24 protein-coding genes are annotated in these 24,423 nt (G+C 70.3%); 11 read left to right on the top strand and 13 right to left on the bottom strand.

Annotated features, from left to right (window positions below):
- The first annotated feature begins 7 nt into the window (after positions 1 to 7).
- Complete coding sequence (locus ACWD5D_RS24035) at positions 8 to 985, top strand: hypothetical protein (RefSeq protein WP_451374826.1); 978 nt, start codon at positions 8 to 10, stop codon at positions 983 to 985.
- Here ACWD5D_RS24035 and ACWD5D_RS24030 read toward each other — a convergent pair.
- The 7 genes from ACWD5D_RS24030 to ACWD5D_RS24000 form a co-directional block, all read right to left on the bottom strand.
- On the bottom strand, positions 978 to 1,454 hold the full coding sequence (locus ACWD5D_RS24030; RefSeq protein WP_451374785.1) for a DUF3291 domain-containing protein: 477 nt from the start codon (positions 1,452 to 1,454) through the stop codon (positions 978 to 980). The two genes, ACWD5D_RS24035 and ACWD5D_RS24030, sit on opposite strands and share 8 nt — an antisense overlap.
- Positions 1,455 to 1,499: 45 nt before the next feature.
- The gene (locus tag ACWD5D_RS24025) at positions 1,500 to 2,957 is read right to left on the bottom strand and encodes a penicillin-binding transpeptidase domain-containing protein (RefSeq protein ID WP_451374825.1); all 1,458 of its coding nucleotides are present in this window, start codon (positions 2,955 to 2,957) and stop codon (positions 1,500 to 1,502) included.
- Between the two features lie 139 nt (positions 2,958 to 3,096).
- A complete protein-coding gene (locus ACWD5D_RS24020; protein WP_451374784.1) occupies positions 3,097 to 4,458 on the bottom strand; it encodes an FtsW/RodA/SpoVE family cell cycle protein in 1,362 nt (453 codons plus the stop codon).
- Between the two features lie 49 nt (positions 4,459 to 4,507).
- Positions 4,508 to 4,930, bottom strand: a complete 423-nt coding sequence (locus ACWD5D_RS24015; protein ID WP_451374783.1) for an SH3 domain-containing protein — start codon at positions 4,928 to 4,930, stop codon at positions 4,508 to 4,510.
- A gap of 276 nt (positions 4,931 to 5,206) precedes the next feature.
- Positions 5,207 to 6,457 carry an ATP-binding protein gene (locus tag ACWD5D_RS24010; RefSeq protein WP_451374782.1) on the bottom strand — a complete coding sequence of 417 codons (1,251 nt, stop codon included), beginning with the start codon at positions 6,455 to 6,457 and terminating at the stop codon, positions 5,207 to 5,209.
- A complete protein-coding gene (locus ACWD5D_RS24005; protein ID WP_451374824.1) occupies positions 6,454 to 7,284 on the bottom strand; it encodes a hypothetical protein in 831 nt (276 codons plus the stop codon). Before ACWD5D_RS24005 ends, ACWD5D_RS24010 begins: the two co-directional genes overlap by 4 nt.
- 240 nt (positions 7,285 to 7,524) lie before the next feature.
- The gene (locus ACWD5D_RS24000; RefSeq protein ID WP_451374781.1) at positions 7,525 to 8,040 is read right to left on the bottom strand and encodes a protein-tyrosine phosphatase family protein; all 516 of its coding nucleotides are present in this window, start codon (positions 8,038 to 8,040) and stop codon (positions 7,525 to 7,527) included.
- Between the two features lie 99 nt (positions 8,041 to 8,139).
- Between ACWD5D_RS24000 and ACWD5D_RS23995 the strand changes: the two genes are divergently transcribed.
- A complete protein-coding gene (locus tag ACWD5D_RS23995; RefSeq protein ID WP_451374780.1) occupies positions 8,140 to 8,973 on the top strand; it encodes a nuclease-related domain-containing protein in 834 nt (277 codons plus the stop codon).
- A 24-nt stretch (positions 8,974 to 8,997) separates the two neighbouring features.
- Here ACWD5D_RS23995 and ku read toward each other — a convergent pair whose 3' ends face one another.
- Positions 8,998 to 10,038, bottom strand: coding sequence for a non-homologous end joining protein Ku (ku, locus tag ACWD5D_RS23990; protein ID WP_451374779.1), 1,041 nt, complete (start codon positions 10,036 to 10,038; stop codon positions 8,998 to 9,000).
- Positions 10,039 to 10,112: 74 nt separating this feature from the next.
- On the opposite strand from ku, the gene ligD reads away from it, so the two are divergent.
- Together ligD and ACWD5D_RS23980 are read left to right on the top strand one after the other, a co-directional pair.
- A complete protein-coding gene (gene ligD / locus ACWD5D_RS23985; RefSeq protein ID WP_451374778.1) occupies positions 10,113 to 11,012 on the top strand; it encodes a non-homologous end-joining DNA ligase in 900 nt (299 codons plus the stop codon).
- 209 nt (positions 11,013 to 11,221) lie between these two features.
- The gene (locus ACWD5D_RS23980) at positions 11,222 to 11,608 is read left to right on the top strand and encodes a VOC family protein (RefSeq protein WP_451374777.1); all 387 of its coding nucleotides are present in this window, start codon (positions 11,222 to 11,224) and stop codon (positions 11,606 to 11,608) included.
- Between the two features lie 208 nt (positions 11,609 to 11,816).
- Here the strand turns inward: ACWD5D_RS23980 and ACWD5D_RS23975 are convergent, their stop codons facing one another.
- Complete coding sequence (locus tag ACWD5D_RS23975) at positions 11,817 to 12,482, bottom strand: hypothetical protein (protein WP_451374776.1); 666 nt, start codon at positions 12,480 to 12,482, stop codon at positions 11,817 to 11,819.
- Positions 12,483 to 12,489: 7 nt separating this feature from the next.
- Positions 12,490 to 13,290, bottom strand: coding sequence for a hypothetical protein (locus ACWD5D_RS23970; RefSeq protein WP_451374775.1), 801 nt, complete (start codon positions 13,288 to 13,290; stop codon positions 12,490 to 12,492).
- A gap of 264 nt (positions 13,291 to 13,554) precedes the next feature.
- Between ACWD5D_RS23970 and ACWD5D_RS23965 the strand changes: the two genes are divergently transcribed.
- The 4 genes from ACWD5D_RS23965 (at position 13,555) to ACWD5D_RS23950 (ending at position 17,146) form a co-directional block, all read left to right on the top strand.
- Positions 13,555 to 14,415, top strand: coding sequence for an SAM hydroxide adenosyltransferase (locus tag ACWD5D_RS23965; RefSeq protein WP_451374774.1), 861 nt, complete (start codon positions 13,555 to 13,557; stop codon positions 14,413 to 14,415).
- A gap of 213 nt (positions 14,416 to 14,628) precedes the next feature.
- Positions 14,629 to 15,498 (top strand): ABC transporter substrate-binding protein, encoded by an 870-nt coding sequence (locus ACWD5D_RS23960; RefSeq protein ID WP_451374773.1) that lies wholly within the window; start codon positions 14,629 to 14,631, stop codon positions 15,496 to 15,498.
- Positions 15,499 to 15,509: 11 nt separating this feature from the next.
- Positions 15,510 to 16,409 carry an amino acid ABC transporter permease gene (locus ACWD5D_RS23955; protein ID WP_451374772.1) on the top strand — a complete coding sequence of 300 codons (900 nt, stop codon included), beginning with the start codon at positions 15,510 to 15,512 and terminating at the stop codon, positions 16,407 to 16,409.
- Positions 16,406 to 17,146: an amino acid ABC transporter ATP-binding protein gene (locus ACWD5D_RS23950; RefSeq protein WP_451374771.1), complete on the top strand. Its 741-nt coding sequence runs from the start codon at positions 16,406 to 16,408 to the stop codon at positions 17,144 to 17,146. Before ACWD5D_RS23955 ends, ACWD5D_RS23950 begins: the two co-directional genes overlap by 4 nt.
- Before the next feature lie 387 nt (positions 17,147 to 17,533).
- Here the strand turns inward: ACWD5D_RS23950 and ACWD5D_RS23945 are convergent, their stop codons facing one another.
- Both ACWD5D_RS23945 and ACWD5D_RS23940 read right to left on the bottom strand, forming a co-directional pair.
- A complete protein-coding gene (locus ACWD5D_RS23945; RefSeq protein WP_451374770.1) occupies positions 17,534 to 17,947 on the bottom strand; it encodes a PIN domain-containing protein in 414 nt (137 codons plus the stop codon).
- Positions 17,944 to 18,207, bottom strand: coding sequence for a CopG family transcriptional regulator (locus tag ACWD5D_RS23940; protein ID WP_451374769.1), 264 nt, complete (start codon positions 18,205 to 18,207; stop codon positions 17,944 to 17,946). The genes ACWD5D_RS23945 and ACWD5D_RS23940 overlap by 4 nt, the downstream gene beginning before the upstream one ends.
- Before the next feature lie 282 nt (positions 18,208 to 18,489).
- On the opposite strand from ACWD5D_RS23940, the gene ACWD5D_RS23935 reads away from it, so the two are divergent.
- Positions 18,490 to 18,720 carry a response regulator transcription factor gene (locus ACWD5D_RS23935; RefSeq protein ID WP_451374768.1) on the top strand — a complete coding sequence of 77 codons (231 nt, stop codon included), beginning with the start codon at positions 18,490 to 18,492 and terminating at the stop codon, positions 18,718 to 18,720.
- A 198-nt stretch (positions 18,721 to 18,918) separates the two neighbouring features.
- Here the strand turns inward: ACWD5D_RS23935 and ACWD5D_RS23930 are convergent, their stop codons facing one another.
- The gene (locus tag ACWD5D_RS23930) at positions 18,919 to 19,389 is read right to left on the bottom strand and encodes a GNAT family N-acetyltransferase (RefSeq protein ID WP_451374767.1); all 471 of its coding nucleotides are present in this window, start codon (positions 19,387 to 19,389) and stop codon (positions 18,919 to 18,921) included.
- Between the two features lie 762 nt (positions 19,390 to 20,151).
- Between ACWD5D_RS23930 and ACWD5D_RS23925 the strand changes: the two genes are divergently transcribed.
- Both ACWD5D_RS23925 and ACWD5D_RS23920 read left to right on the top strand, forming a co-directional pair.
- The gene (locus ACWD5D_RS23925; RefSeq protein WP_451374766.1) at positions 20,152 to 21,585 is read left to right on the top strand and encodes an ATP-binding protein; all 1,434 of its coding nucleotides are present in this window, start codon (positions 20,152 to 20,154) and stop codon (positions 21,583 to 21,585) included.
- A 417-nt stretch (positions 21,586 to 22,002) separates the two neighbouring features.
- On the top strand, positions 22,003 to 23,586 hold the full coding sequence (locus ACWD5D_RS23920; RefSeq protein ID WP_451374765.1) for a hypothetical protein: 1,584 nt from the start codon (positions 22,003 to 22,005) through the stop codon (positions 23,584 to 23,586).
- Positions 23,587 to 24,423 lie beyond the last annotated feature (837 nt).

Raw genomic sequence — 24,423 nt, 5'->3', positions numbered from 1 at the left:
CGTGTCCATGCCTCCGCCGCCTCGGCAGCCGTACCCGCACGGCCCCCAGCAGCCACCCTCCCCGTACGGTCAGCAGCAGCCGCCCTCCTCGCACGGCCCCCAGCAGCCGCCCGCCCCGTACGGTCAGCAGCAGCCAACCGCCCCGTACGGTCAGCAGCCGCCCGGCCCCTACGGGCAGCAGGCCCCGGGGCCGTACGGGCAGCAGGCCCCCGCGCCGTATGGTCAGCAGACTCCGGGGCCGTACAGCGGGCAGCCCCCGCAGGGTCCCGGCCCGTACGGCTCCCCGTACCCCCAGCAGCAGCCGTACCCGCAAGTGCCTTACCCCGCCTGGGGCATGCCGCCCATGGGGCCGCCCCCGAAGAAGCGGCGGATCGGTCTGGTGCTGGGGATCATCGGCGGTGTCGTCACGCTCGGCGTCGTCGGCCTGGTGCTGCTCGGCGTGCTCGTCGAGAGCGGCTTCCCCCCGGCGAAGAACCGGCTGACCCTGCCCCACAAGCTGCTGAACGACAAGTACGTCCTCGCCGAGGACCTCTCCGGCAGCGATGGGCAGAAGGTCGAGGACGAGGCCGACGGCGCCTGGGACGTCAAGGACATCCACGCCGTGGTCGCCCGCTACAGCCCCGGCGGTGACGACACGAAGGGCATGCTGCTGGTGTCCGGCATGTACGGCAGGTTCCTGAACAAGGACGACGTCCGCACCAGCATGCTCAAGGGCGCCACGGAGGCCGACGGCGTGACGGTGACCCAGCCCGCGAAGGACTTCACCCCGCCCGGCGCGGACACCACCGTCAGCTGCGAGGTGCTCACCCAGAAGCGGGGCCTCGCGACGATCACCTACCCGGTCTGCTCCTGGGCGGACGGCAACACCGCGGCCGTGATCGGCGAAATCACCCTGCCGCAGGACGACTCCGCCACCGTCGACCTCGACGCCGCCGCCCGCCACACCCTCGAGATCCGTTCCGAGATGCTCGAACCGGTCAGCTGACCGGCACGGCCTCCTGCGCCGGGAAGGACGTCCGCAGCGTGAAGGCGTACGGCGTCGCGTCGTGCGCCCTCAGGTGCAGCAGCCGCTCCTCCGCCTCGGCGACGCTCGGACGGTGGCCGGCCGGGACCCACCACAGGACGGCCGCCGCCTCTTCCAGGCGCTCGAACCACGCCCGGCGCCGGGCGAGCAACTCCCGGTGCTGCCCCCGGTACATGAACGCCGTGAGCGCGTTCGTGTCCCGCCACACCGACATGTTGACGATGAGCCATTCGTCGCCGAGCACCGGGATGTCGGTCGCGTTGCCGGCCTCGCTCTGCAGCCGCCACACGAAACCGTCCGCGGCGTCCGCCACCGCGTTCACCGGGTCCAACGCGTCCACGAACTCCTTCAACTCGGATGAATCCAAAGGAAACTTGAGGCGCGCGACGTTCACCTGGGCGAGTTCGTACGGTGCCTGAGTCTCGGTCATGCCCGAACCGTAGGCCGGGCCCTTCGACATCCGGTACCCCCCGTCTCAGAACCCGAGAACAGCCCGCATCACCTCGCGGGCGATCGGTGCCGCGTCACCCCCGCCGCTGATCTCGCCCCGGTCGGCGTCCGCGTCCTCCACCACCACCGCGACGGCCACCTTCGGCTCCAGGTCCCCGTCGGCCTGGGCCCAGGAGACGAACCACGCGTACGGCACACCGGAGTTGCCGAGTCCGTGCTGTGCGGTGCCGGTCTTGCCGCCGACCGTGGCGCCGCGGATGGCCGCGTTGGTGCCGGTGCCGTCCCTGACCACATCGGTCATCAGCCCCTTCAGCTGGAAGGCTGTCGTCGGGCGCATCACCTGCACGACGGGACGCGGAACACCGCCGCTGAGCGTCTCGCCGCCCCGGCGGGTGGTCCGCTCCACCAGATACGGCGTCCGCAGCCGCCCGTCGTCGGCGACGGCCGCCGCGACCATCGCCATCTGCAGCGGAGTCGCCCGCGTGTTGTACTGCCCGATCGAGGACAGGGCCAATTGCGCCTTGTCCACGTGCGTGTCGAAGGTGCTCGGGGAGACCGCGAAGGGGACGCGCGTCGCGGTGTCGTTGAACCCGAACGCCTGGGCCGTGTCCGTCATGCCCTGCGCCCCGACGTCCACGCCCAGCTTCGCGAACACCGTGTTGCAGGACCACGTGAAGGCCTCCCGCAGCGAGGCGTCGCGGCAGCCGTCCCCCTCGTTGGTCAGCCGGGTCGTCGTGCCGGGCAGCCGGTACGGGTCGGGGGAGTCGGTGGACGCGTCCGGATTCGTGACCACTCCCGCGTCCAGCGCCGCCGCGGCGGTGACCACCTTGAACGTCGACCCCGGCGGATACGTCTGCCGCACCGCCCGGTTGAGCATCGGCTTCTCCGGGTCCTGGTTGAGCCGGGCCCAGGCCGCGGCCGTCGCCGCGCTGTTCCCGGACAGCTCGGCGGGGTCGTACGACGGAGTCGACACCAGCGCGAGGATCCGCCCGGTGGCCGGTTCGATCGCCGCCACCGCCCCTTTGCGCCGGGCCAGCCCCCGGTACGCCGCCTCCTGCGCGCGCCTGTCCAGCGTCGTGACGACGTTCCCGCCCGCACTCCGCTCGCGCGCCACGTCGTTCCACAGCGGGAGCGGCGCCAGCATCGGGTCGGTGCCGGAGAGCACCCCGTCCTCCGTGTTCTCCAGGAGCGTGGAACCGTACCGCTGCGAGGCGAAGCCGGTCACCGGCGCGTACAACGGGCCGTCGCGGTAGGTGCGTTCGTAGCGCAGCTGCTCGCGGGTGTCCCTGGACCCGGTCACCGGACTGTCATCGACCAGGATGTCGCCGCGCGGCTGCTGGTAACGGGCGATCGCGGCACGGCGGTTGGCGGGGTTGGCGTCGTAGGCGCCGGCCCGGACGACCTGCACCCGCATGGCGTTGACCAGCAGGGCCACCAGCAGCAGCGCGCAGAACGCCCACGCCTGCCGGATGTACTTCGCCATGGGCCGGCCGCTCCCGTACTCGCTCACGGGGCCTCCTGCCCGTCGTACTCGCTCACGGGGCCTCCTGCCCGTCGTACTTGCTCACGGGGCCTCCTGCCCGTCGTACTCGCTCACCGGGCTTCCTGCCCGTCGTACTCGCTCACGGGGCCTCCTGCCCGTCGTACTGGCTGCGTGCCGAGTCGCTCACCCGGATCAGCAGCGCCACGATCGCCCAGTTGGTGACGACCGAGGAGCCGCCCTGCGCGAGGAACGGCATCGCCATGCCGGTCAGTGGGATCAGCCCGGTCACCCCGCCCGCGATCACGAACACCTGCAACGCGAGGATCGAGGCCAGCCCGACCGCGAGCAGCCGCCCGAAGGGCTCCCGCAGGGCGAGCCCCGCCCGGTAACCGCGCTCCACGAGCAGCGCGTAGAGCAGGAAGATCGCCGCGAGACCGCCCAGCCCCAACTCCTCCCCGGCGGTCGCCAGGATGAAGTCGGACTTGGTGGCGAACCCGATGAGGATGGAGTGCCCGAGCCCGAGCCCGGTGCCGAGGACACCGCCCGCCGCGAAGGCGAACAGGGACTGCGAGAGCTGGTTGGGGCCCCGCCCGGCGTCGATCGTGGCGAAGGGGTCCAGCCAGTCCTGGATCCGGCCGTGCACATGCGGCTCCAGCCGGCCCACGGCGCACGCGCCGAGCACCGCGAGCACCAGCCCCACCGCGATCCAGCCGGTGCGGCCCGTGGCGACGTACAACAGCACCACGAACAGCCCGAAGAAGAGCAGCGACGTGCCGAGATCGCGCTCCAGCACCAGCACACCGACGCTCAGCAGCCAGATGGCGACGATCGGCCCGAGCACCCGCCCGGTCGGGAACTGCATCCCCCACAGCCGCCGTCCCGCGTACGCGAGCGCGTTGCGGTTGTCGGCCAGGTACGCGGCGAAGAACACCGCGAGCAGCACCTTCGCGAACTCGCCCGGCTGGATGGAGAATCCGGCGATCCGGATCCAGATCCGGGCGCCGTTGACCGCGGGGAAGAGGATCGGCAGCAGCAGGAGGACGAGGGCGGCGACCACGCACACGTAGGAATACCGCTGGAGCACCCGGTGGTCGCGCAGCAGCAGGACGACGACGATGAACAGGCCCACCCCCAGCGTGGACCACACGAGTTGGGTCGGGGCCGCCCGATCGCCCGGTGTCTCCAGATCCAGCCGGTAGATCAGCACCAGGCCGAGGCCGTTGAGCAGCACGCCGATGGGCAGCGGGAGCGGGTCGGCGTACGGCGCCCGGAGCCGGACCGCGAGATGGGCGACCAGGGCGAGCACGCCGAGGCCCGCGCCGTAACCGACCGCGCCGGGCGGCACGGTGCCGGTCCGCGCCAGCCCGACGGCGCAGTAGCCGTACACGGACAGCAGCACGGCCAGCACGATCAGGGCGAGTTCGACGCCACGGCGCCGGGGGAGGCGTACGGCGCGGGCGGGTGCCTGCGTCGCCGCCACGGCGGTTCCGGGCTTGGTCATGCCCGGAACTTACCCAAACGGGGCGTGTTGTGCGCTGTTTGCCCGAATGTCAGCACCAGCGTGGCGCGGGCCCGACGTTCTTGATGTACCGCGCCGAACCCCATCCCCAGGTGCCGTCCGTGAGCAGGTACCAGAGGGGATTGCCGTCCACCTTCGAGCTCCCCGCCTTGCAGTAGATGGTGACGGTCTCGCCCTTTGCCGCGAAGCGGACCCGTGTGTTCCCCCGGTCCGGCCGGTCGCGCAGCCAGATGCCGTTGTGGGCTGTGACGACCCCGTGATAGCGCCGCGGATCCCGGTCGCCCCGACCGGCGTGACCGCCGTTCGGGAGGCCGGTGTCCTGCAGGCCGGCGCCAGGGGTGTCGTCGCCACCGCCGTCGGCGGCGGTCGCCGGGACGACCACCACGCTCAAGGCCAGGGTGCCCGTCACGGCAGCCATGGCGAGGCCGCGGGAGAGGGCGGAGCGCAGAGACATGGACGTACCTCCGGAAAGCGGCGAAGCTGACTCACCGCCACATTAGGGGCGTCTTGCCGCGAGGGCGCGCCACAGTGGGCCAATAGGGGGCGCGGGGCCGTACCCATGTGCGGCTCCGCCGCGTTGGCGCGACCAGCCACGAGCCACCCACACCCCGCGACGCCCGCCGGGCCCCGGTCCCACACCCCGCGACGCCCGCCGGGCCCCGGTCCCTCGCCTCGCGACGCCGCCGGGCCCCGGTCTCGCACCTCGCGACGCCCGCCGGGCCCCGGGCCCTCACTCCTCCTCGGCCGCGGGCAACCGCAGCACGGCCACCGCACCCCCGTCCCCCGCGTTCGCGAAGGACAGCCGCGCCCCCAACACCTCCGCCTGACCCAGCGCGATCGTCAGCCCGAGCCCGTGCCCCTTGGCCCCGCCCTCGGTACGGAACCGCTGCGGACCGTGGGTTACCAGGTACTCCGGATACCCGCCCCCGTGATCCCGCACCGTCACCACGGGCCCGTCCACGGTCAGCACCACCGGCGGTGCCGCGTGCTTGTGCGCGTTGGTCACCAGATTCCCCAGCACCCGCTCCAGCCGCCGCCGGTCGGTCTCCACCCGGGCATCCCGTACGACCCGCACCTCCGTGTCCGTCCCGGAGGCCCGCACCACCCGCTCGGCCAGCGCGCCCAGCTCCTCGACGTCCACGTCCAGCCGCTCCCGGCCGGTGTCCAGACGGGAGATCTCCAGCAGGTCCTCGGTGAGCGTGCGCAGCGCCGCCACCCGGTCCCGGACCAGCTCGGTCGGCCGCCCCGGCGGCAGCAGTTCGGCGGCCGCGTGCAGCCCGGTCAGCGGGGTGCGCAGCTCATGGGCCACGTCCGCGGTGAACCGCTGCTCGCTCAGCAGCTTGCTCTGCAGGCTCGACGCCATGGAGTCCAGCGCGGCCGCCACCGCCGCCACCTCGTCCTGCGGACGCGTCGGATCCATGGTCCGGGGATCGCTCACACGGGCGTCCAGATCACCCGCGCTGATCCGCCGCGCCACCCGGGCGGTGCCGTGCAGCCGCCGGGTCACCCGGGTCACCGCGAGCGCGCCGACCAGAACCGTGGCCCCGATGGCCAGCGCCGACGACCACAGGATGGAACGGTCGAGCCCGGCGATGGTGCGGGCCTGCTGCGCATAGTCGACCTCCACCGCGAGCGCCCGGTGCCCGTCCGCCGGGCCCGCCGCCCACATCGTCGGCCGCCCCTGATGCGTGGACACCATCGTGCCGCGCACCCCGGACAGGGCGAGCTCCCTGAGCGAGACGGGCAGCCCCGCCGGGTCCAGGGCCGCCCCGGGCAGCAGCGAGTCCCCGGCCTCGTACGCCCGCGTGGCGTCGTCCAGCCGGGCCAGCGCCGCCTCACGGGCCTGGCCGACGGTCTGGTCGGTCACCGACACGTGCACCAGGACGCCGAGCAGCGCGGCCAGCGCGCAGCACATCACCGCGATGAACGCGGCCGCCTTCACGGCGAGGGTCCCGGCCCACCGGGGCAGCGCGACTCTCATCGGGCGTTCGCGGAGGGGGAGAGTGACATGGAGGACGCGGAAGACGCGGAGGCAGCGGGGGACGGGGGCTCGGGAACCGAGGGGGTGCCCTCTGTCATCAGGGCGGACGGGGTGGCCGACGGGGTCGGCATGTGGCTGTGCCGCCCCTTGCCGGTCCGCAGGAACTCGTCCCGGGAGAACACCATCGCCCGCTGCTCGGGGTCCCACGTCCAGGTGGTCCGGTACTCGTACCCGGGGATCTCGGCCGGCGAGCGCTCGATCACCGTGTGCGCGGCAAGCTCCACCCCGACGATCGCGTCGTTGTCGGCCAGCACCTGGACCAGCTTGTGGTTCTCGACCGTGTACACCCGTACCGCCGTCTGGTTGGTCGGGTAGAGCCGGAAGCCGAGCGTCAGATCGTCCCGGCCGTCCCCGGTGAGATCCCGGTAGTAGGCCTTCAGCAACGGGCACCGCGCCCGGTCCCGGTCCCCGCCCGGACGGCACTCCTTCACGCGGTCGACCGTCGCGTGGTACGCCCCCTTCGACCCGTAGTCGTCCGGTTGCGCGGCGATCTCCGCCTCCACGACGTCCACCGGATCGACGGCCCGGATGTCGTCACCGGGCACCCGGATCCCCTTGACGGTCGCCCTGTTCGCCACGTCGTAGGGGAAGGCCGGGCTGGACGCGGGCCGCAGGTCCGGCCACAGCTTCGCGGGACTGGTCGCCGCCGGCGTCGCCCCGGCCGCGTCCAGCCCGCCCGAGTCGCCGCAGGCGACCGCCGTCGCCGACAGCAGGGCGACGACGACCGCGGCGAGCGCGGCGCGCACGGGGCGCACGATGCGCGGGATGCGCAGGGGACGCACGATGCGCAGGGGACGCACGATGCGCACGGGGCGACGGGTGCGCACGGGGCGACGGGCTGACACGGTGCTCGGTGCTCCTGGGGTTCCGGGGGCGAAGACGGCTCTGTACACCATATTCGTACGCAAGTCCGTTTTGCTCCCTGCCTTCCCCGCCCCCGCCACAACAGCCCCCGCCCCCGTCGCAACCGCCCCCGTAATCGCCCCCGGACCTCCTCGGTCGGCGCGCTACTCGGCGGGTTCCCCCAGCTCCTCCAGCAACCGGGCAGTGGGCAGCCCGGCGCGCAGGTATTCCACGAACAGCCGGTTGTGCAGCGCCCACGGTGAGCGCCGGGCACGTATCAGCTCGATCGCCTCCTCCGCGGAGCTGCCCCGCCGGACCAGGGCGTGCGCGACGACCAGCCCCGAGCGGTTGTAGCCGTGGAAGCAGCGGACCAGGACCGAGCGGCCGGAGTCCATGGCCTCGTTCACCGCGCGTGCCATCCGGATCACCCCGGCGAGCTGCGTCCCGTCCAGCGGGCCGTCCGGAATCGGCCACACATGATGCTCGACCCCCGGGCGGGGCCCGTACCCCGGCAGCCGCAGCAGCGTCTGCACCAGAGCGAACTCATCGCCTACGACAGCCACTTCCAGCTGCCCCGAACGCCCCTGGAACTCGTGTCCGCCCATCCACAGGCCGGGCACGATCTCGCTCCACGGGCTGGACGGAGCCGGTACGTCGGGCTGTATCTCGCGGGTCCGCAACGGCGCCTCCCCAACTCCCTCGCCGGGTCACCTCCAAGGTAGCCGGGTTCTTGCCCCGGGAGCACCCCGCCTGTTCCCATGGTCGAGGGGTGATGGCGCATGAGCGGACTGCGCGTGGTGCCGACCTGGCGGCACGGCCGGGAACGGCTGTACGTCTGCGATGCCGACGGACGCAACCTCGCCTGGTACGACCGTGACACGGGCCGGGTCAACCTGATCGGCGAGGAGCACCGAGAGGACGTGCTCAAGGCCCTCAGCCCCTTCGTGTCCGGCCCGGTGACCGTGGGCCCGCCCCCGGTGCCCACACCGGCGGAACTGGCCCGGCTGACCCTGCACCCGGACGACGACCTGGCCCCCAACCGCCCCGGCGAGGCCCTGCTCATCGCCCTCGACCGCGCCCTCGACCCCGACGCCACCCCCACCCCCGCCCACCGCCACCGCCCCCGGCTGCGCCCCGACCCCCGTCGGCGCGCCCTGGCCGCCGAGCAGACGGTCGGCGAGGCCCTGGACCGCCTGGAGGGCGCCGGCTGGCACACCCTGCACTCCATCCCGCTCCCAGGCGGCGACCGCGTCCACCACCTGCTCATCGGCCCGGCCGGCCTCTTCGCCGTACACGCCCTCTACGCCCACAAACAGCGCGTCCAGGTCGCCGACCCCATGATCACCGTCTCCCGCCGCGCCCCCGAGCCCCTCCTCCGCCTCCTCCGCTCCACCGCCGACCGCGCCTCCTACGCCCTCACGGCCGAGGTCCACCCCGTCCTTGCCCTGGCCGGCCCCGCCGACCTCCGCATCACCGCCGCCCCCCGCTCCGTCCGGATCATGCAGGACACGGACCTTGAGGAGCTGGCCCGGCTGGGCGGCGTACTGAAGCCGGGAGACGTGGAAGCCCTGCATGCGATGGCGAGGGACCGGAACACGTGGGGGAGGGTGTAGCCGGCCGCCGGAAGGCGGGACGGGTCACGCTGTGCGTTTGCGAGTGGCCGCCTTCTTCGGCGTGGCCTTCTTTCCGGTGGCTTTCGTCGTCTTGGCCGCCGCCGTCTTCTTGGGGGTCTCGGCGGCGGACTTGGACGTCGACTTGCGTGCGGACGCTGTCTTCTTCGCGGTGGTCGTCTTTGTGGTGGACGTCGACTTCTTTCCGCCCGTCTCCTTGGGAGCCGTGGCCGTCCGGCGGCGTGGGAGGGGGCGGACCTCGGCCTGCTCCACGGGCTCCAGGGGCTCCGCGCCTCTGGACTCGCGTGCTTCGCGGACGCTCTTCTCCAGGGCTGCCATCAGGTCGAGGACCTTGCCGCTCGCGGCGGGGGCGGGAGCCTCGGGTGGGGATTCGCCGGCGGCCTTGGCGGCGATGACCTCTTCCAGGGCGTCGCGGTACTCGTCGTGGAGGTCGTCCAGGTCCACCTCGCCGAGCGTGTCCATCAGGGCGTCGGCGAGGTCGAGCTCCTTGTCGCGGACGGTGACGTCGGTGTCGGGCGCGACACCCTCGGGGGCCCGTACCTCGTCGGGCCACAGGAGGCCGTGCATGGCGATGGCGTCGCCGACCACACGGAGCATGCCGAGGCGTTCCCGGCCGCGCAGGGCGTATTTGGCGATGGCGACCTTGTTGCTGCGCTTGAGGGCCTCGCGGAGGAGGACGTACGGCTTGGCGGCGGGGGCTCCGCCGGCGGCCAGGTAGTACGCCGCGTCCATCTGGAGGGGATCGATCCGGTCGGCCGGGACGAAGGCGACGATCTCGATCGTGCGGGCGGTCGGGATCGGGAGGTGGGAGAGGTCGTCGTCGGTGATCGGGACGATCGTGCCGTCCGCGTCCTCGTACCCCTTGCCGATCTCCGACTGGCTGACCTCGCGGTCCTCCAGTTCGCACACCTTGCGGTAGCGGATGCGGCCGTTGTCCTCGGTATGGATCTGGCGGAAGGAGATCGCGTGGCTCTCGGTGGCGTTCACCAGCTTGATCGGGATGCTGACGAGGCCGAAGGAGATGGCGCCGTTCCAAATGGATCGCACGTGCCGCGTCCTTCCTTCCGGGGATGGTCCCGTTTGTCGGTGCTTGCTGCGAATCTGTCTGGAATTGTCATGGTATGACGCCAATCACAGAGGTGGAGGGGCGGCGGGTCGCGCTCAGCAACCTGGAGAAGGTGCTGTATCCGGAGACCGGCTTCACCAAGGGGGAGCTGCTGCACTACTACGCGACGATCGCCGACGTGATGCTGCCGCATCTGCGCGACCGGGCGGTGTCCTTCCTGCGGTATCCGGACGGGCCGCAGGGCCAGGTGTTCTTCACGAAGAACGTGCCGCCGGGTACGCCCGAGTGGGTCAGGACCGCCGAGGTGCCCAGGTCGGAGGGGCCGGCGCGGATGGTCGTCGTACAGGATCTGGCGAGTCTGGTGTGGGCGGCGAACCTCGTCGCCGAGTTCCACACCCATCAGTGGCTGGTGCAGGCGCCGGATGTGGCTGACCGGCTGGTCTTCGATCTCGATCCCGGCGAGCCCGCGACGATCACCGAGTGCTGCGAGGTCGCGCTGTGGCTGCGGGAGCGGCTGGCGTCGGACGGGATCGAGGCGTACGCGAAGACCGCCGGGTCGAAGGGGCTGCATCTGCTGGCGGCGGTGCGCGGGAGCTCTTCGGAGGCGGCGAGCGCGTACGCGAAGGGGCTGGCTGTGGAGGCGGAACGGGCGATGCCGGGACTGGTTGTGCACCGGATGACGAAGAGTCTGCGGGCGGGAAAGGTCTTCGTGGACTGGAGCCAGAACGCGGCGCGGAAAACGACGGCCGCGGCGTACACGGTGCGGGCGAGGGGGGTGCAGATGGTGTCGGCGCCGGTGGGGTGGGAGGAGGTGGTGGAGTGTGCGGAGGACCGGGAGGCCGGGGGACTGGAGTTCCTTGCGGAGGATGTTGTCGCACGGGTGCGGGAGCACGGGGATCTGATGGCGCCCTTGCTGGATCCGGGGCGGGCGGCGGAGTTGCCCCGTTCCCTGTGAGACCGCTGCCGCTGCCGCTGCTTCTGCCGGCCGTCCGCCGCCCATCCCCGCCCCGTCTCTCCGCCCCCGTCTCTCCGCCCCCGTCTCTCCGCCCCGTCGTCCTCGGTCGCAGGTCGGAGCAGGACAGGACCAGAGGCGGATGGCACGGGCCAGGGCGATTGCTAGCGTGGAAGAGGGTCCTCGCTACCCAGCGGGAAGGAGGCCGACCGATGGCTGTCGAACTCAACCACACGATCGTCGCCGCACACGACAAGAAGGCGTCCGCACGGTTTCTCGCGGATCTGCTGGGTCTGGAGGTGGCACCGGATTTCGGTCCGTTCGTACCGGTGCAGATACCGAACGGCGTGACGCTGGACTACATGGAAACCGCTGATTCGATCAATCCTCAGCACTATGCCTTCCTCGTCTCCGAGGACGACTTCGACACGATCTTCCGCCGCATCAGCGACGCGGGCCTGGCCTTCTGGGCGGACCCGCACCACCACCGCCGCGGCGAGATCAACCACAACGACGGCGGCCGCGGGGCGTACTTCAACGACCCGAACGGCCACAACCTGGAAATCCTGACGAGGCCGTACGGAAGCGGCGAAGCCTGACGCCCCGATGCGGAGCCGGGATCCGAAGCCCCACGAGGCTGTGCGGCAGCGGCAGCGGCGGCGGAGCTTGACGCCCCGACGCAGAGCCACGAGCCGGAACCCCTCCTCACCCGTGCGCCCAGGCCTGTCGCTGCACGTTCCGCCGCGGAGACCAGGACGTCCACGGGCCGGGCTCGCGTCGCTCCATGCCTCTGCGCTGCGCCATGCCTCAGCTCACCGGAAAGCCGATCTCCGCAACGTCCTTCACGAGGTCTGCCAGGACGGTCTCCGGGTTCAACGCGCGGACCACTTCTTCGGTCAGAGGACGCGAAGAGAAGACGTGACGAACGGCCTCAAGGTCGACCGGGACCTCGTAGTAGTCCTCGGCCCACTGCTGAAACGCTTCCGGTGAGCGATCCACCAACAACTGGAAGAGGTACCCGGCGCCGTCCGGATCTTCCGTTCCCGTGTCGGGAAATTCGATGGTCCCGGCTCTCCATCCCTCGTCGCCCGTCTCTCGCCACATACACGCAGTGACCAGGGGTATCCCATCCTCATCCGAGAACGCCGGCTCCTCGACGCACACTCGGAAGACGTCAGGAACTTCATCGAGCACTCCGGGCCAGGGCCCGTACGCCGCATACGGGCTCATGGGTGATTCATGATCGAACCCCCGGACGTAGACGCCGGCAGGCGAGAAAATGATCGAGTACTCGTCTCCCGACCCGTTCCGCATCGAGGCCATCGACTCCTCCTCGGACCAGTGGTCGTCGAAGGAGTGGTAGCGGTCCGAACTCTCAGGGCTCAGGACCGCCTCCAGGATGGCCAGGGAACGGCAGTGCTCACGCAGGACAGCCGGCTCGGGCAGTCGTCGGGCTACATCATGAACGGTCACCCGCTTATCAAAGCGCACACCTCTGACAGCTCTGGCGACTCCGGTGGCTCAGGCATGTCTGTCGGGTGGCCGTCCCATCAGCGACGCGCAAGGTCAGGGCTTCCTTGGGCAGGCGCAGCATCAGCCGGTGAGTGCCCCAGTTCGTGACGTACAGGTGGGCGTCGAAATAGCGCTCGACCATGCGACGTGGACTGCCGCTCAAGTCGCCCCAGTCGTAGGTGTTGGTGAAGCTGGTGGCCGTGATCCGGGCACACGTGGAGATGGCCCGCAGTTGCTCCTGCTCCTCGCGGCGCAGCGGTCGATCGAGGGTCTGGAACTCGTAGTACTGGTACTCGCTCACGGGGCGGACGCTATTGCCGCCGCGGGTGGGTGCGGACGCGGAGCCGAGCGGGCGCCGTGGGGTGAGGGAGGCGAGCGGTTGTGGCGAGGAGTGTGCTGTGGCGGCGGTGTGGACCGAGCGGGCGATGGAGCACGATGCGAGAGCGGAACTCGCGGCGGCGGTGTAACTGGCCGCTGCGGGCAGGCTGCGGTGCGGCGACAAGACGAAGAGCCTCTCCACGCTGAGAGCGGCACGGGAGAGGAACTGCCGCAGACCGTCACGGCTTTGCCGGCCGCAGACCGTCACGGCTTTGTCGGCCGACGACGCCTCCCGCCACCGCTCGGCGCAGCCACGCGCCCAGTGCGCCGCACAAGTCGTAGCTCCGATTTCACTGGTGTTGAAGAAGCGGGTGACCCGGTTCGCACCCACCAGCGCGGTCCTCGCCGACCGGCCCGCGTAGCCCCTCCCCGCGACGGCCCCGGTCCACATGCTGGCCAGGGTGGACCGGGCGCGCATTTGCGGTGCTAAAGTCCCCTCCATGCTGCACACCGCCACCCTCGCCATGATGCGAATGATGCCCCGAATGTCGGAGGCGCTTCGCTAGCGAAGCCGTGTGCGCGCAGGACGCGACGGACCCTCCGGCAACGGGGGGTCCGTTTTTTGTTGTCCCCGTTGCCTCCCGCGCTCCTCAGTCCCCCCAGTCGTCCCCGTGGCTGCCGCGTGCGGCCGACTCCATCCGCAGGAGACCTCACCATGACCCACCCTCCGGTCATCTCGCTCACCGATTGCGCCGACCCCAACGCGGTGGCCCGGCAGTCGGCCAGGATCGCCGCCCTCTTCGGGGCCACGCCGAGTGTCCTTCCGCTGGCCGGGCCGGACCCCGAGGGCGTCGCCGCACTCACGCTGCTCGACCTGCTGCGCGCCACCGATCTCGTCGGCGGGCCGACGCACCCGGTCGTGGTGCTGGTCAATATCGCGCCGCGGGACGGCTCCTGGCCCAACGGGGCGCCGTTCTGCTTCTTCCGCCACAAGCAGCACCTGGTGATCAGCACGTTGAATCCCCGAGTCCTCGCGCCGCTGTCGACCTACCTGGAGCTGACGGAAGTTCAGGTCACCGACGTGCGCGAGGTGGTGGAGACGGCCGCCGCTCAGTGGGCCGAGCTGTCGCCGGCCGAGGCCGAGGAGATCGGGCGGACCCAGTTCCGCAGCCTCTGGTACGTGCCGCTGCTGGCCCGCTGGTTGGTGGACGGTCGCCCGGTCCCCGCACGGCCGCACGTCGTGGGCGGGCCCGACCAGCGGGCGGTGGGCGCCGAGGCGGCCGGCGTGGTGCGGGTCGCCGTGGTGGACAACTTCGGCAACTGCAAGCTGGACCGCCCGGTCGCTGCCATCCCCGGCCACCGGGCGGCGGCCGGTCTGTCCGTCCACAGCGCCCGCGAGGGCCGCCGGATCCAGGTGCGCTGTTACGACCGGCTGCCCGATGTTCCGTACGGCGAGCCGGGCATCACCACCGGAAGTTCGGGCCTGGGATTCGCCGAACTGGTGGTGCGGGGCGGTTCCGCAGCCGAACTGTTCGGTCTGCGCGAAGGCGACCGGGTCCTCCATCCCACCAGCTGACGCGTTGTCGCGGCGTCTCGAACGACGGCCGCCTCGATTGACACTGCAGCGCACCGCCCGGAATGCTGAAGCGCATGTCCGGAATCCTCCGCCTGGTGCGCCGTCGGCACGTTGATCACGTGCGTTGCGCCACCGATCTGTGTCGCTGAGCGCACTGCCCCGGCTTTTCTTTCGCGCCGTCCGTTTCCGGACAGCATTTCCAAAGGAACCCTCATGTCCCTTTCCCGCACGTCCCTCGCCGCCTCGCTGGGCGCCGTCGTAGTGCTGGCGGTCGCCGCCTGCGCGCCCCAGCCCCAGAGCACGGCCACGGCCACCGCGACGGCCTCCGGCACCTGCGCGACCAGCCCGAGCCTCCACCGGCAGGGGCAGCTGACCGTCGCCACCGACTCCCCGGCCTACACGCCCTGGTTCGACAACAACGACCCGTCCAACGGCAAGGGCTTCGAAAGTGCCGTGGCCTACGCGGTGGCCGGCAAGCTCGGCTTCAGCCGGAGCCAGGTGAAGTGGGTGGTCGAGCCGTTCGACAGCTCTTACGCCCCGGGACCGAAGAACTTCGACTTCGACATCAACCAGATCTCCAGCACCCCGGCGCGGGCGAAGGCGGTGGACTTCTCCACCAGCTACTACACGGCCAATCAGGCTGTTCTGGTACTGAACAAGTCCAAGTACGCGGGCGCCACTTCACTGGCCGCGCTCAAGGACGCCAAGATCGGCGTGCAGGTTGCCACCACCAGCTACCAGGCGGTGGTCGACGAGATAAAGCCCGACCGGCAGCCGAGCGTCTTCAACACCACCAACGACGAGATCAACGCCCTGCAGAACGGCCAGATCGACGCGCTCGTCACCGACCTGCCGACGGTGTTCTACCTGGCCGGCACACAGGTGCACGGTGGCAAGATCCTGGGCCAGTTCGGCTACCACGGCGGCACGCCGGAGCAGTTCGGCCTGCTGCTGGGCAAGGGCAGCGGGCTGACCCCCTGCGTCAACCAGGCGCTCGCCGAGCTCAAGGCCGACGGCACGCTGGACAAGATCACCTCCCAGTGGCTGTCGGCCTCGGCCAACGCACCCGAGCTCAAGCCGTAGCGGGTCGCACAGTGGAGCACGAGACCACGGCCGAGCTGGATCAGCAGGCCAACCCGCAGGACGAGCAGTACCGGCCGAGCGAGCGGCAGCGCGAGCGGGAGCGGTTCCGCCGCGCCCGCCAGCGGCGCAACAGATGGATCGCGACCCTGTGCACCCTGGTCAGCCTGGTGGCGGTGGCGGCGGCCGTGGTCGCCTCGCCCGGCTGGGACCGGCTGCACAGCCGGTTCCTGGACGGCGCGGAGTTCCGCAAGACGTTCCCCGCGATCCTGGACGGCTTCTGGCTCAACGTCCAGATGTTCCTGATCGCCGAGGTGCTGATCCTCGTCCTGGGCCTGCTGATCGCCCTGGTGCGGGTCACCCGGGCGCCCGGCCTGCAGCCGTTGCGCCTGGCCGCGACCCTGTACGTGGACGTCTTGCGCGGAGTGCCGACCCTGTTGCTGGTCTTCCTGGTCGGCTTCGGCCTGCCGGCGCTCCAGCTGCAGGGCACCCCCTCCCAGCCCTGGCTGCTCGGGGTGATCGCGCTGGTGCTCTCCTACACCGCCTACGTCGGTGAGGTGCTACGGGCCGGCCTGAACTCGGTTCACCCCGCGCAGCGCAACGCCGCGCGGGCGCTCGGGCTCAGCGAGTCGCAGACCCTCCGGCGGGTGATCCTCCCGCAGGCGGTGCGCAACGTCCTGCCGCCCCTGCTCAACGACTTCATCGCACTGCAGAAGGACACCGCCCTGGTGGCCGTCCTCGGGCCGCTGGAAGCGCTGAGGGTCGCGCAGATCAAGGCCAACTACGACTTCAACTACACCCCCTACCTGGGGGCGGCAGCCCTGTTCATCGCGGTGACCATCCCCTTGACGAGGTACGCCGACCGACTGCAGCGCCGCGCTGCGCAGCGCACCTGGGCGGAGGCTGGACGGTGAACGAGCCACTGCTGCGGATCAGCGCCCTGCGTAAGGCGTACGGTTCACGCCTGGTCCTGCGCTCGATCGACCTGGAAGTCGCCGAGCACCAGGTGGTCTGCCTGATCGGCGGATCGGGCTCAGGCAAATCCACCCTGCTGCGCTGCATCGACCTGTTGGACGTCGTCGACGACGGCACCATCCATCTCGGCGGGACCGAGCTGACCGATCCCCGCCTGGACGCGAACCTGGCCCGCCGACGGATCGGCATCGTCTTCCAGGCGTACAACCTGTTCCCGCACCTGAGCGTGCTGGACAACATCACGCTCGCCCCGCGCCAGGTGCACAAGGTGCCGCGCAGGCAGGCCGAGGAGTCGGCCCGCGACCTGCTCGCCAGGTTGGGCCTCGCGGACAAGGCGCACGACTACCCGGAGCGGCTCTCCGGCGGCCAGCAGCAACGGGCCGCGATCGCCCGGGCCCTGGCCACCGACCCGCAGGTGCTGCTCTTCGACGAGATCACCTCGGCGCTCGACCCCGAACTGGTGGGCGAGGTGCTGGACGTGGTCACGGACCTGAAGGAGCGCGGCCTGACCATTCTGATGGCCACGCACGAGATGGGCTTCGCCCGGCAGGCCGCTGACCAGGTCTGCTTCCTCCAGGACGGCGTGATCCGCGAACAGGGCACCGCGGAGCAGGTGTTCACCGACCCCGGCCACGAGTCGACCCGGCGCTTCCTGTCCCGCGTGCTGGAACGCTAGTGCCCCGAAGTCCTTGATCCCTAGGCAGTCTCCGGCGAGGGATCAAGGATCTGGTCGGCGGTCTTCGGCCAGACGTAGGGCCTCGGGTTGTCGTTCCGGTCGGCATCCCGGGGCCCGGATGTCGCGCAGCATCGGACCTCGCCATCTCTGAGGGCTGACCAGGGCAGATGCTCCACGATCCTGTCCACGGACAGTCCACAGCCGGCGTCATAGTGCCGCTCACTGCCGCACACGCCTGCACCTACGCGACGAAGACCCCGGCCTCAGCGTCTCCGCGGGTGACGGGGTCTTTGGACACCTCACGCAGGGTGCCCCCGGTGAGGCCCCCGAGCCTGATGGCGAGTAGAGGCAGGGCTGAAGGGGGGCTCTCGCCGACGAGGGCCTGGGTCAGATCTTGATCACGGTGGCCTGGCCGCCGCACAGGGCGGTCAGGTCCTCGGGGTCCGAGGTGAGGATCGTGACGGGGCCGGGGGCGGCGAGGGCGGTGGCGCTGAGCATGGCGTCGATGGCGTACTTGTGGCCGTGCAGGCCGGTGCCGGCAAGGAGGGCGGCGGCGTGCCGGGCGATCGGCTCGGTGACCGGCTCCACGATGAGGCGGGAGAGGGTCCACTCCAGGGCGGGGCGATTGATCCGGGGATGGACCACCTCGACCAGGGTGGCCGCAGACGTGATCACCCTCAGGTCGTCGGCGCGGGCCAGGGCGAGCCAGCCGGTGACCGTACGGTCGCGCAGCACGGTCTTGGACAGCCCCTCGCTGTCGAGGACCAAGGTGCCGCCGGGCACGGCGGGGGAGCGGGTCACTCCGCGTCCGCCCTGCCGCGGGTCTGCTCGAGGCGGGCCTGGTGGAGCTGGTCGCGCAGCGCCTGGATCTCCTCGTCGGTGACGGGGCCGTGCTCGGCCTCGGCGACCTGGATGAGTTCGTTGAGGTTGTCGCGTTCGATCTGCCTGGCGACGGCTGCGGCCACGTAGGCGGACAGGCCGGAGGGGCCGCTACGGGCCTTGGCGGCCTCCGCGATGTCGCGCGGCATGGTGATCGAGTACTTGCCGGTAGGCTCGCTCATACTCTTTATCCTACCTCCAGTCATCCTCCGGGGTCGCAGCCGCAGAAGGAATGGCCAGATGCGGGGTAACGGTCACTTGGGGCGGACATGCAGATGGCGGGCATCGACTTCCAGGTGCCCACCAGCCCTTTCGTCGTGTGACCACCTGATCAAACCATTCCGCCTTTCCCTGTGACGCGCCTGTGACAGCCGGCGGACACGGCCATGACGTCCGGCGAGCAACCTGAAGAAACAAGGGCAAATCGCCCTAAACGGTAAGATCCCTCGCCGGAGGACAGCACCATGAGCGCCACCCTCGCCATTCCGCACCTCGAAGCCCCCGCCCCCGCGCTGGCTCCGCGCGAGCGCGAGACGCTCCGGCACATCGCCGCCGGCCGCACCTACCTCCAGACCGCCCGCCAGATGGGCCTCTCCGCCCACACTGTGGACGCCTACCTGCGCCGTATCCGGGCCAAGCTCAACATCACCAACACCGCCGAACTGACCCGCGTGGCCATCGCCCTGGGCCTGTGACCCAAGGGGCCGCGACCGGCTCCCCGCCGACCCCCGCACGCCGGCGGCGGTGGGGGTGCCGGCGCAGTCCGCGGACCGGACGCCGGACGTCGCCGCCGCGTTGCGGTCAGCAGCTGTTGTCCTTTCGATCACATCCCGCTCAAGATCGAAAGGGCAATAGCTGCTGAGGTCGAACCGTCCGCGCTTCCGTAAAACAGCTCACCGGGCGGGGAGGGTGAGTCGCAGAACGATCTCGCCGTCGTCGATCTCCCCGGTGGGCTCGAACCCGAACTTCTGATAGAAGGGCCATGGTTCGCCGTCGCCGGGCTCGTAGCTGGTCAGCAGCTCGGTGGCGCCGTCCGCGCGAACCAGGGTGGCGACCTGCGTGAGCGCTTCTCGGCCGATCCCTCGCCCCTGGTACCGCTTGTCGACGAGGAGGCGCCAGAGGAAGTGCCGTCCTTTGTACGGACCGGCCGGCGGTTTCCACGACAGCATCACGAAGCCGACTGGCTCATCGCCGCGGTACACGGCGCGGTACCAGGGATTGGCCTCCGGTTTCTTCGCCGCCTCCTTGAGTGACCGGGACACGGAGGCGACGAACTGCTTCTGGTCACGTCGGACGCGGAGGGCACGTACGGCATCCCGGTCGTCGTCGGTGATCTCCCGTAGGTGCACGCCCGGGGATCTCATGCCACACCCCTTCCGCATCCGTCAGCTGCGCCGTCAGGGCCTACGTGAAGAGCGGCCACCGGGCGGCATTCCCTGGCATCCGCGTTGTCGAGGCCGTCAGGTCGGACGTCTTCGCAGCGTATTCGACACAGGTGACCTCTAGCGGGACTGGCACGCCGGGCTGTGACCGCGTCCAAGGCAGCTCCTAGCGGAGAGCAAATCGGCCCGACGTGGCGATGCGCATGCGCAGCCCTCTTCGTCAGCTAGATGGGTTCACCTGGGCAAACGCTCCAAGATCCTGTCCACAAATAAGTCCGCAGACCCCGTCATAGCGCCGCTCGGCGCTGCATACGGCTGCACCTACGCGAAGACCCCGCACTCAGCGTTTCCGCTGGTGACGGGGTCTTTGGGCACCTCATACAGGGTCCCCCGGCGGGGGACGCGGGACATGGGCAGACGTGGGACCGCTGGGCGGTGGCGGGCAGCTGGTGATCGAGACGGTTGTCCGGCTGAATCGGTAGGTCGGCGGTGATTGACCGCGGGTGCGGGTCCCGGCAGGAACCGCAAGCAAGGGCTGGTCATGTCGGACCGGCTGTGACCTGCGGGATTCTCTGGTTGGACCGATGTCGGCGCAGCTGCCTAAGACCCGAAAGGGCTGATGGTGCGGCGCGCCCGTCCATGTTTCCGACAAGGTTCACGCTGGCATAGGAAGCGAGCTAGCATCTAAGTAAGATTCAATCTACGTAATATCGAAACTGTGTTTGACCGGGAGGGAGGCTGCCTGTGGAATTCAAGGGAAGGGTTGCTGACCTGGATCTGCTGGCTCGACAGCTGGGCCTCGTGATCGAGGGCACGGGTGCCACCCGTGGGCGGGCCGTGATCATGACCGGGCGGCGCCGGGTGGGGAAGTCTCGCCTGGTTCAGGAGTTCTGTGACCGGTCCCGGGTTCCGTACGTGGTATTCCAGGCGACCCGGGGCCGCAACGCCGTGGCCGAGCGGGCGGACTTCACCGGGACGCTCGCCCAGTCCGCCCTACCGGGGGCGGAGCTGGTGGCCGGGCTGCAGGCCGCGGATTGGAATCAGGCGCTGCGCTCACTGGCCGTCGCGGTTCCGGACGACGCTCCGAGCATCGCGGTGATCGACGAGGTGCCGTGGCTGGTTGAGCAGGACGCGGAGTTCGAGGGGGCTCTGCAGACCGTCTGGGACCGTCACCTGTCCGCCAAGCCGGTCCTGCTCATCCTGGTCGGCAGCGACATGTCGGTGATGGAGGCGCTGCAGTCGTACGGCCGCCCGTTCTTCGGGCGGGCGGCGAAGATGACCGTACGGCCGCTGCACCTGGGCGACGTGCAGGCCATGACCGGGCTGGATGCGGTGGACGCGGTGGACGCGCTGCTGATCACCGGAGGCTTTCCGGAAATCGTACAGTCGTGGCGGCCCGGGACGGGCCGGGTGGACTTCCTGCGCGAGGCCGTGGCGAATCCGCTGTCTCCGCTGCTGGTGGCGGGCGAGCTGTCGCTGCTGGGGGAGTTCCCCGAGGCGTCACACTCACGGGCGGTGCTGGAGGCGGTGGGCAGCGGCGAGCGGACCTTCTCCACCATCGCTGCACAGGCCGGGGGAACAGGTGCTCTGCCATCGGGCACGCTGTCCCCGCTGCTGAACACTCTGCAGGCCAAGCGGGTTCTGGCGGCCGACCTGCCGCTGTCCGCAAAGGCCGACACCAAGAACAAGCGCTACCGCATTGCCGATCCGTATCTCCGTTTCTGGCTGGCGTTCCTGCAGCGGGGTATCCCGCTCATCGAGCGCGGCCGGGGCGATCTTGCCCTGGAGCGCATCGAGCGGTCCTGGACCACTTGGCGGGGGCGCGCGGTCGAGCCGCTCATCCGCGAGTCGCTGCTGCGGCTGTTGCCCGACGGGCGGTGGCCGGAGACGGAGGCGGTCGGCGGCTGGTGGAACCGGCAGAACAGCCCCGAGATCGACCTGGTGGGCACAGACCGTGAACCCGTGGCGGGCGCGGTGCACTTCGTCGGCTCCGTCAAGTGGCTGGAGTCCCAGCCGTTCGGCCGGCGTGAATACGACGCCCTGGCTCGGGACGTACTCGCGGTGCCCGGTGCCGGGCCGGACACGCCGCTGGTTGCGGTGTCCCGCAGCGGTGTGGTGGGCAGTCTGCCGCTTGCGGCCCACTGGGGACCTGAAGATCTGGTCCGCGCCTGGCAGTAGCGGTCTCGGGACGGAAGCCTGCAGATCTTCTTCGTCGTCTTCGAGTTCCCAGGCGGTGAGCGCGGAGAGCCAGGCGAGGTAGGGGGGCGCAGATCGCCGGAGGCGAGTTCGTCGCGTACGCCAATGAGGGCCGCCAGGGAGTCGTCGACGCCCTCGACTCAATCGCCGCCCTCGTCCTCGCTGGTGAACTGAGACCAACGGCAGCAACGATCGGCGCTCGCCACCGGGCGTACCGCTCGGGGTGGCCCCAGGCGCAGGTAGCACACAACCGTGACCAATAATACGCGAGTGACGACGAGTTCAGTGCCGTACGCGGATGTCCCCGCTCGCCCCTGGGTGTCCGCCGATGCCAGGCGGTGGGCGGTCGCCCGGGTGCCCGCGTGGGCGCGGCCGGTGGGGCCGGCTGTGGTGCAGTTGGTGGCCGTGGTCATGGCGGTGATGTACTCGCCCGACCCGATGTGCACGGTGGCAGCGCCCTGTGGGGCGGAGTGGCTCGATGCGGCCGGAACGATGCTCTTCCTACCGCACCTGGTGTGGCTGTTTGTGCTACCGGAACTCGCGTTCGTGTCCGCTCCGTTGCTGCTGATCTGGATGAGCAATCCCAATACTTGGCTGGGTGAGCCGGCCGAGAAGATCGCGGACGCCGTCGTTGTGGCGGCGCTGTGCTGGGGCTGGGCGGCCGTCTTGGCGCGGCTGCGGGCGCGCGGCCGCCAACGCTCTCTCGTGCTCGATGCGGCCGGCGGCATCATGGTGCCTGCCCCGGCGACGGACGACGTCCGCCCTTGGCGCCGGGGCCTGGTCCGCGGCATTGCGGGGGCGATCCTGTGCGCGGTGGCCGGTGCCCTGACCACGACCGTCGTCGCGGACGACCGGACAGACGACCGCCTGGCCCGTACGGCCACGTCGGAGAACGCCCGAGTTGTGGCTTACAACACTGACGACTACACCGTCACCGTCCGCCTCTCCGATAGCACACGACACAGGTTCGACGCGCAGGGCAGCTATCGGGTTGGCAGTAGCGTGCCGGTGCTGATGCACGGCGATTGGATGCGGCTCGCCACTGAGCCCCACGGCGACCGCACCGGCCGCCAGGCGCTGGCACTCGCCCTCGCCGGGCTCGGTATCACCGTGCTCGGCTCGGGCCTGCTCTCCCGCCGCCGGGCGGTGGCGCTGCACCGCGCCCCGGTCCCGGTACTCCGCGTCCTGACCCGTCACCATCAGGGGCGTACGGAGATATTCGCCGCCGACGACACCGCCACCCTGCGCCCGGTGCTGAGCTACGAGCCCCACACCCGTACCCGCACGGCACTGCGCCAAGCCCTGCTCTACGGTGCACCCCGCGAGGGCGGTGAGTTGATTCTGGCGAGCGTAACGGAGTCCGGGCAGTGGCTCGTCGAGGGGACCGCGTCCCCGATACGGCACGGTTCTCCCGACGGCACGGGCAAGCCCGGGGTATACCGTCCCGACACAGCACGCACGGCCGCACACCACCGGGCCGCTGAGGCCCGCGTCCAAGACGCCCTCGCCGCGATGACCGCTGCCACCGGACCGGTCCGGTGGCAGGCAGGCCCGGTGGCGCGCTTCGTCGGAGCGGCGTTGATCGTCCTGACCATCATGCTGCCGGCGCTGCTCTTCACGGGTTCCCCTACATGGTGGAAGCTGCCCTTCTGGTCGCTAGGTGGTTTGTACTGGGCGAGCGTCAGCCTCCGGATGATGGTCTGGCGGATCACCGCCGACTCCAATGGACTGCACGTTCGCGCCCTGTGGCGTACTGCCCACCTCCCGTGGGCGGATGTCATCGGTGCTGTCTACACCCCCGAAGGTGAGCTGATCATCCGTTGCCGCACTGATGTTGACGACGCACCTGTCGGCAGTGTCGGCTTCCCGCCGCTGGAGCGACGGCTGCGCCGCCCAGGCCGTGCTGAGCGTGCCGCCGCCGAGATCACCGCGATGGTCCGCGAGCCGGGCCTGCGGCCGAAAGACGACGCCGGATGCACATGAGCGACCCCCGCTCCGACCCTGTCATGCTCAGCGGTCCGTCATATCGACCGCTCGGGGGGCTGACGCCAAGCAACTGAAGCTCGCGTGCCGTTGCGGTGGTTGCTGCTCTAGTGCAACGGCTCCGGAGGGCCTTTGAGCTGTGCGCATCGATGCAGGTCAACGACCCCTAGGGGTTCGTAGACGGCTTAATCGTCCACGGATAGTCCGCATGCGCTGCCGCGTCGTGGCGCCGGTCTTCTGACCGCCATGAAACGGTGTGCCGATCCACTCGCCGACCAAGGAGGCAAGATCGGAGCGGCGGCTCTTTTGCGGTCGGCACGTTGCTACATCTACGGACCCGATCAGCCCTCCGGACTCGCCAGCTGCCGGCAGGTAACCATCTTCGGACCCGCTCCTGTGCCAGATGACAGCACGGCCTTGACGGCCAGTAGTAAGTCCGTCAACTCCGCACCGATCCCTGCCGGCCATCAACCTCGGGCCTGTTCCGCAGCAACCCAAGGGCGACGGCTGGGCCCTCGACCAGTCAGCGTGGCCACCAACTGCTCGGCTGTCATACGCATCCCAACTCAGAGCCAGGGAGAGTGCTCAACCAGCACGGACACGGTGTGCCCTCGACGTCGTGCGAAGCACCGTCAAAAGCCGTGTTGAGCCCGAAGATACCGGGCTGTTCCCACGGCCGAGACGAGGAGCTAGTGTGGCCTACACGTTATGTGTAGATCGCATGGTTCCTGCTACGATCTTTGATCTGACGAGGTGTCACTGGGCTGTTCGGAGGGGTGCAACCCAGGGGGTGGGGGGTAGCGCCATGGGCGTATGGCCCGATGACGGGGTGGCTCT

This window comes from Streptomyces sp. NPDC002520, assembly GCF_053595235.1.
Note: the sequence above shows the minus strand (reverse complement) of the source record. Positions and strands in the feature narration are given on the sequence as shown.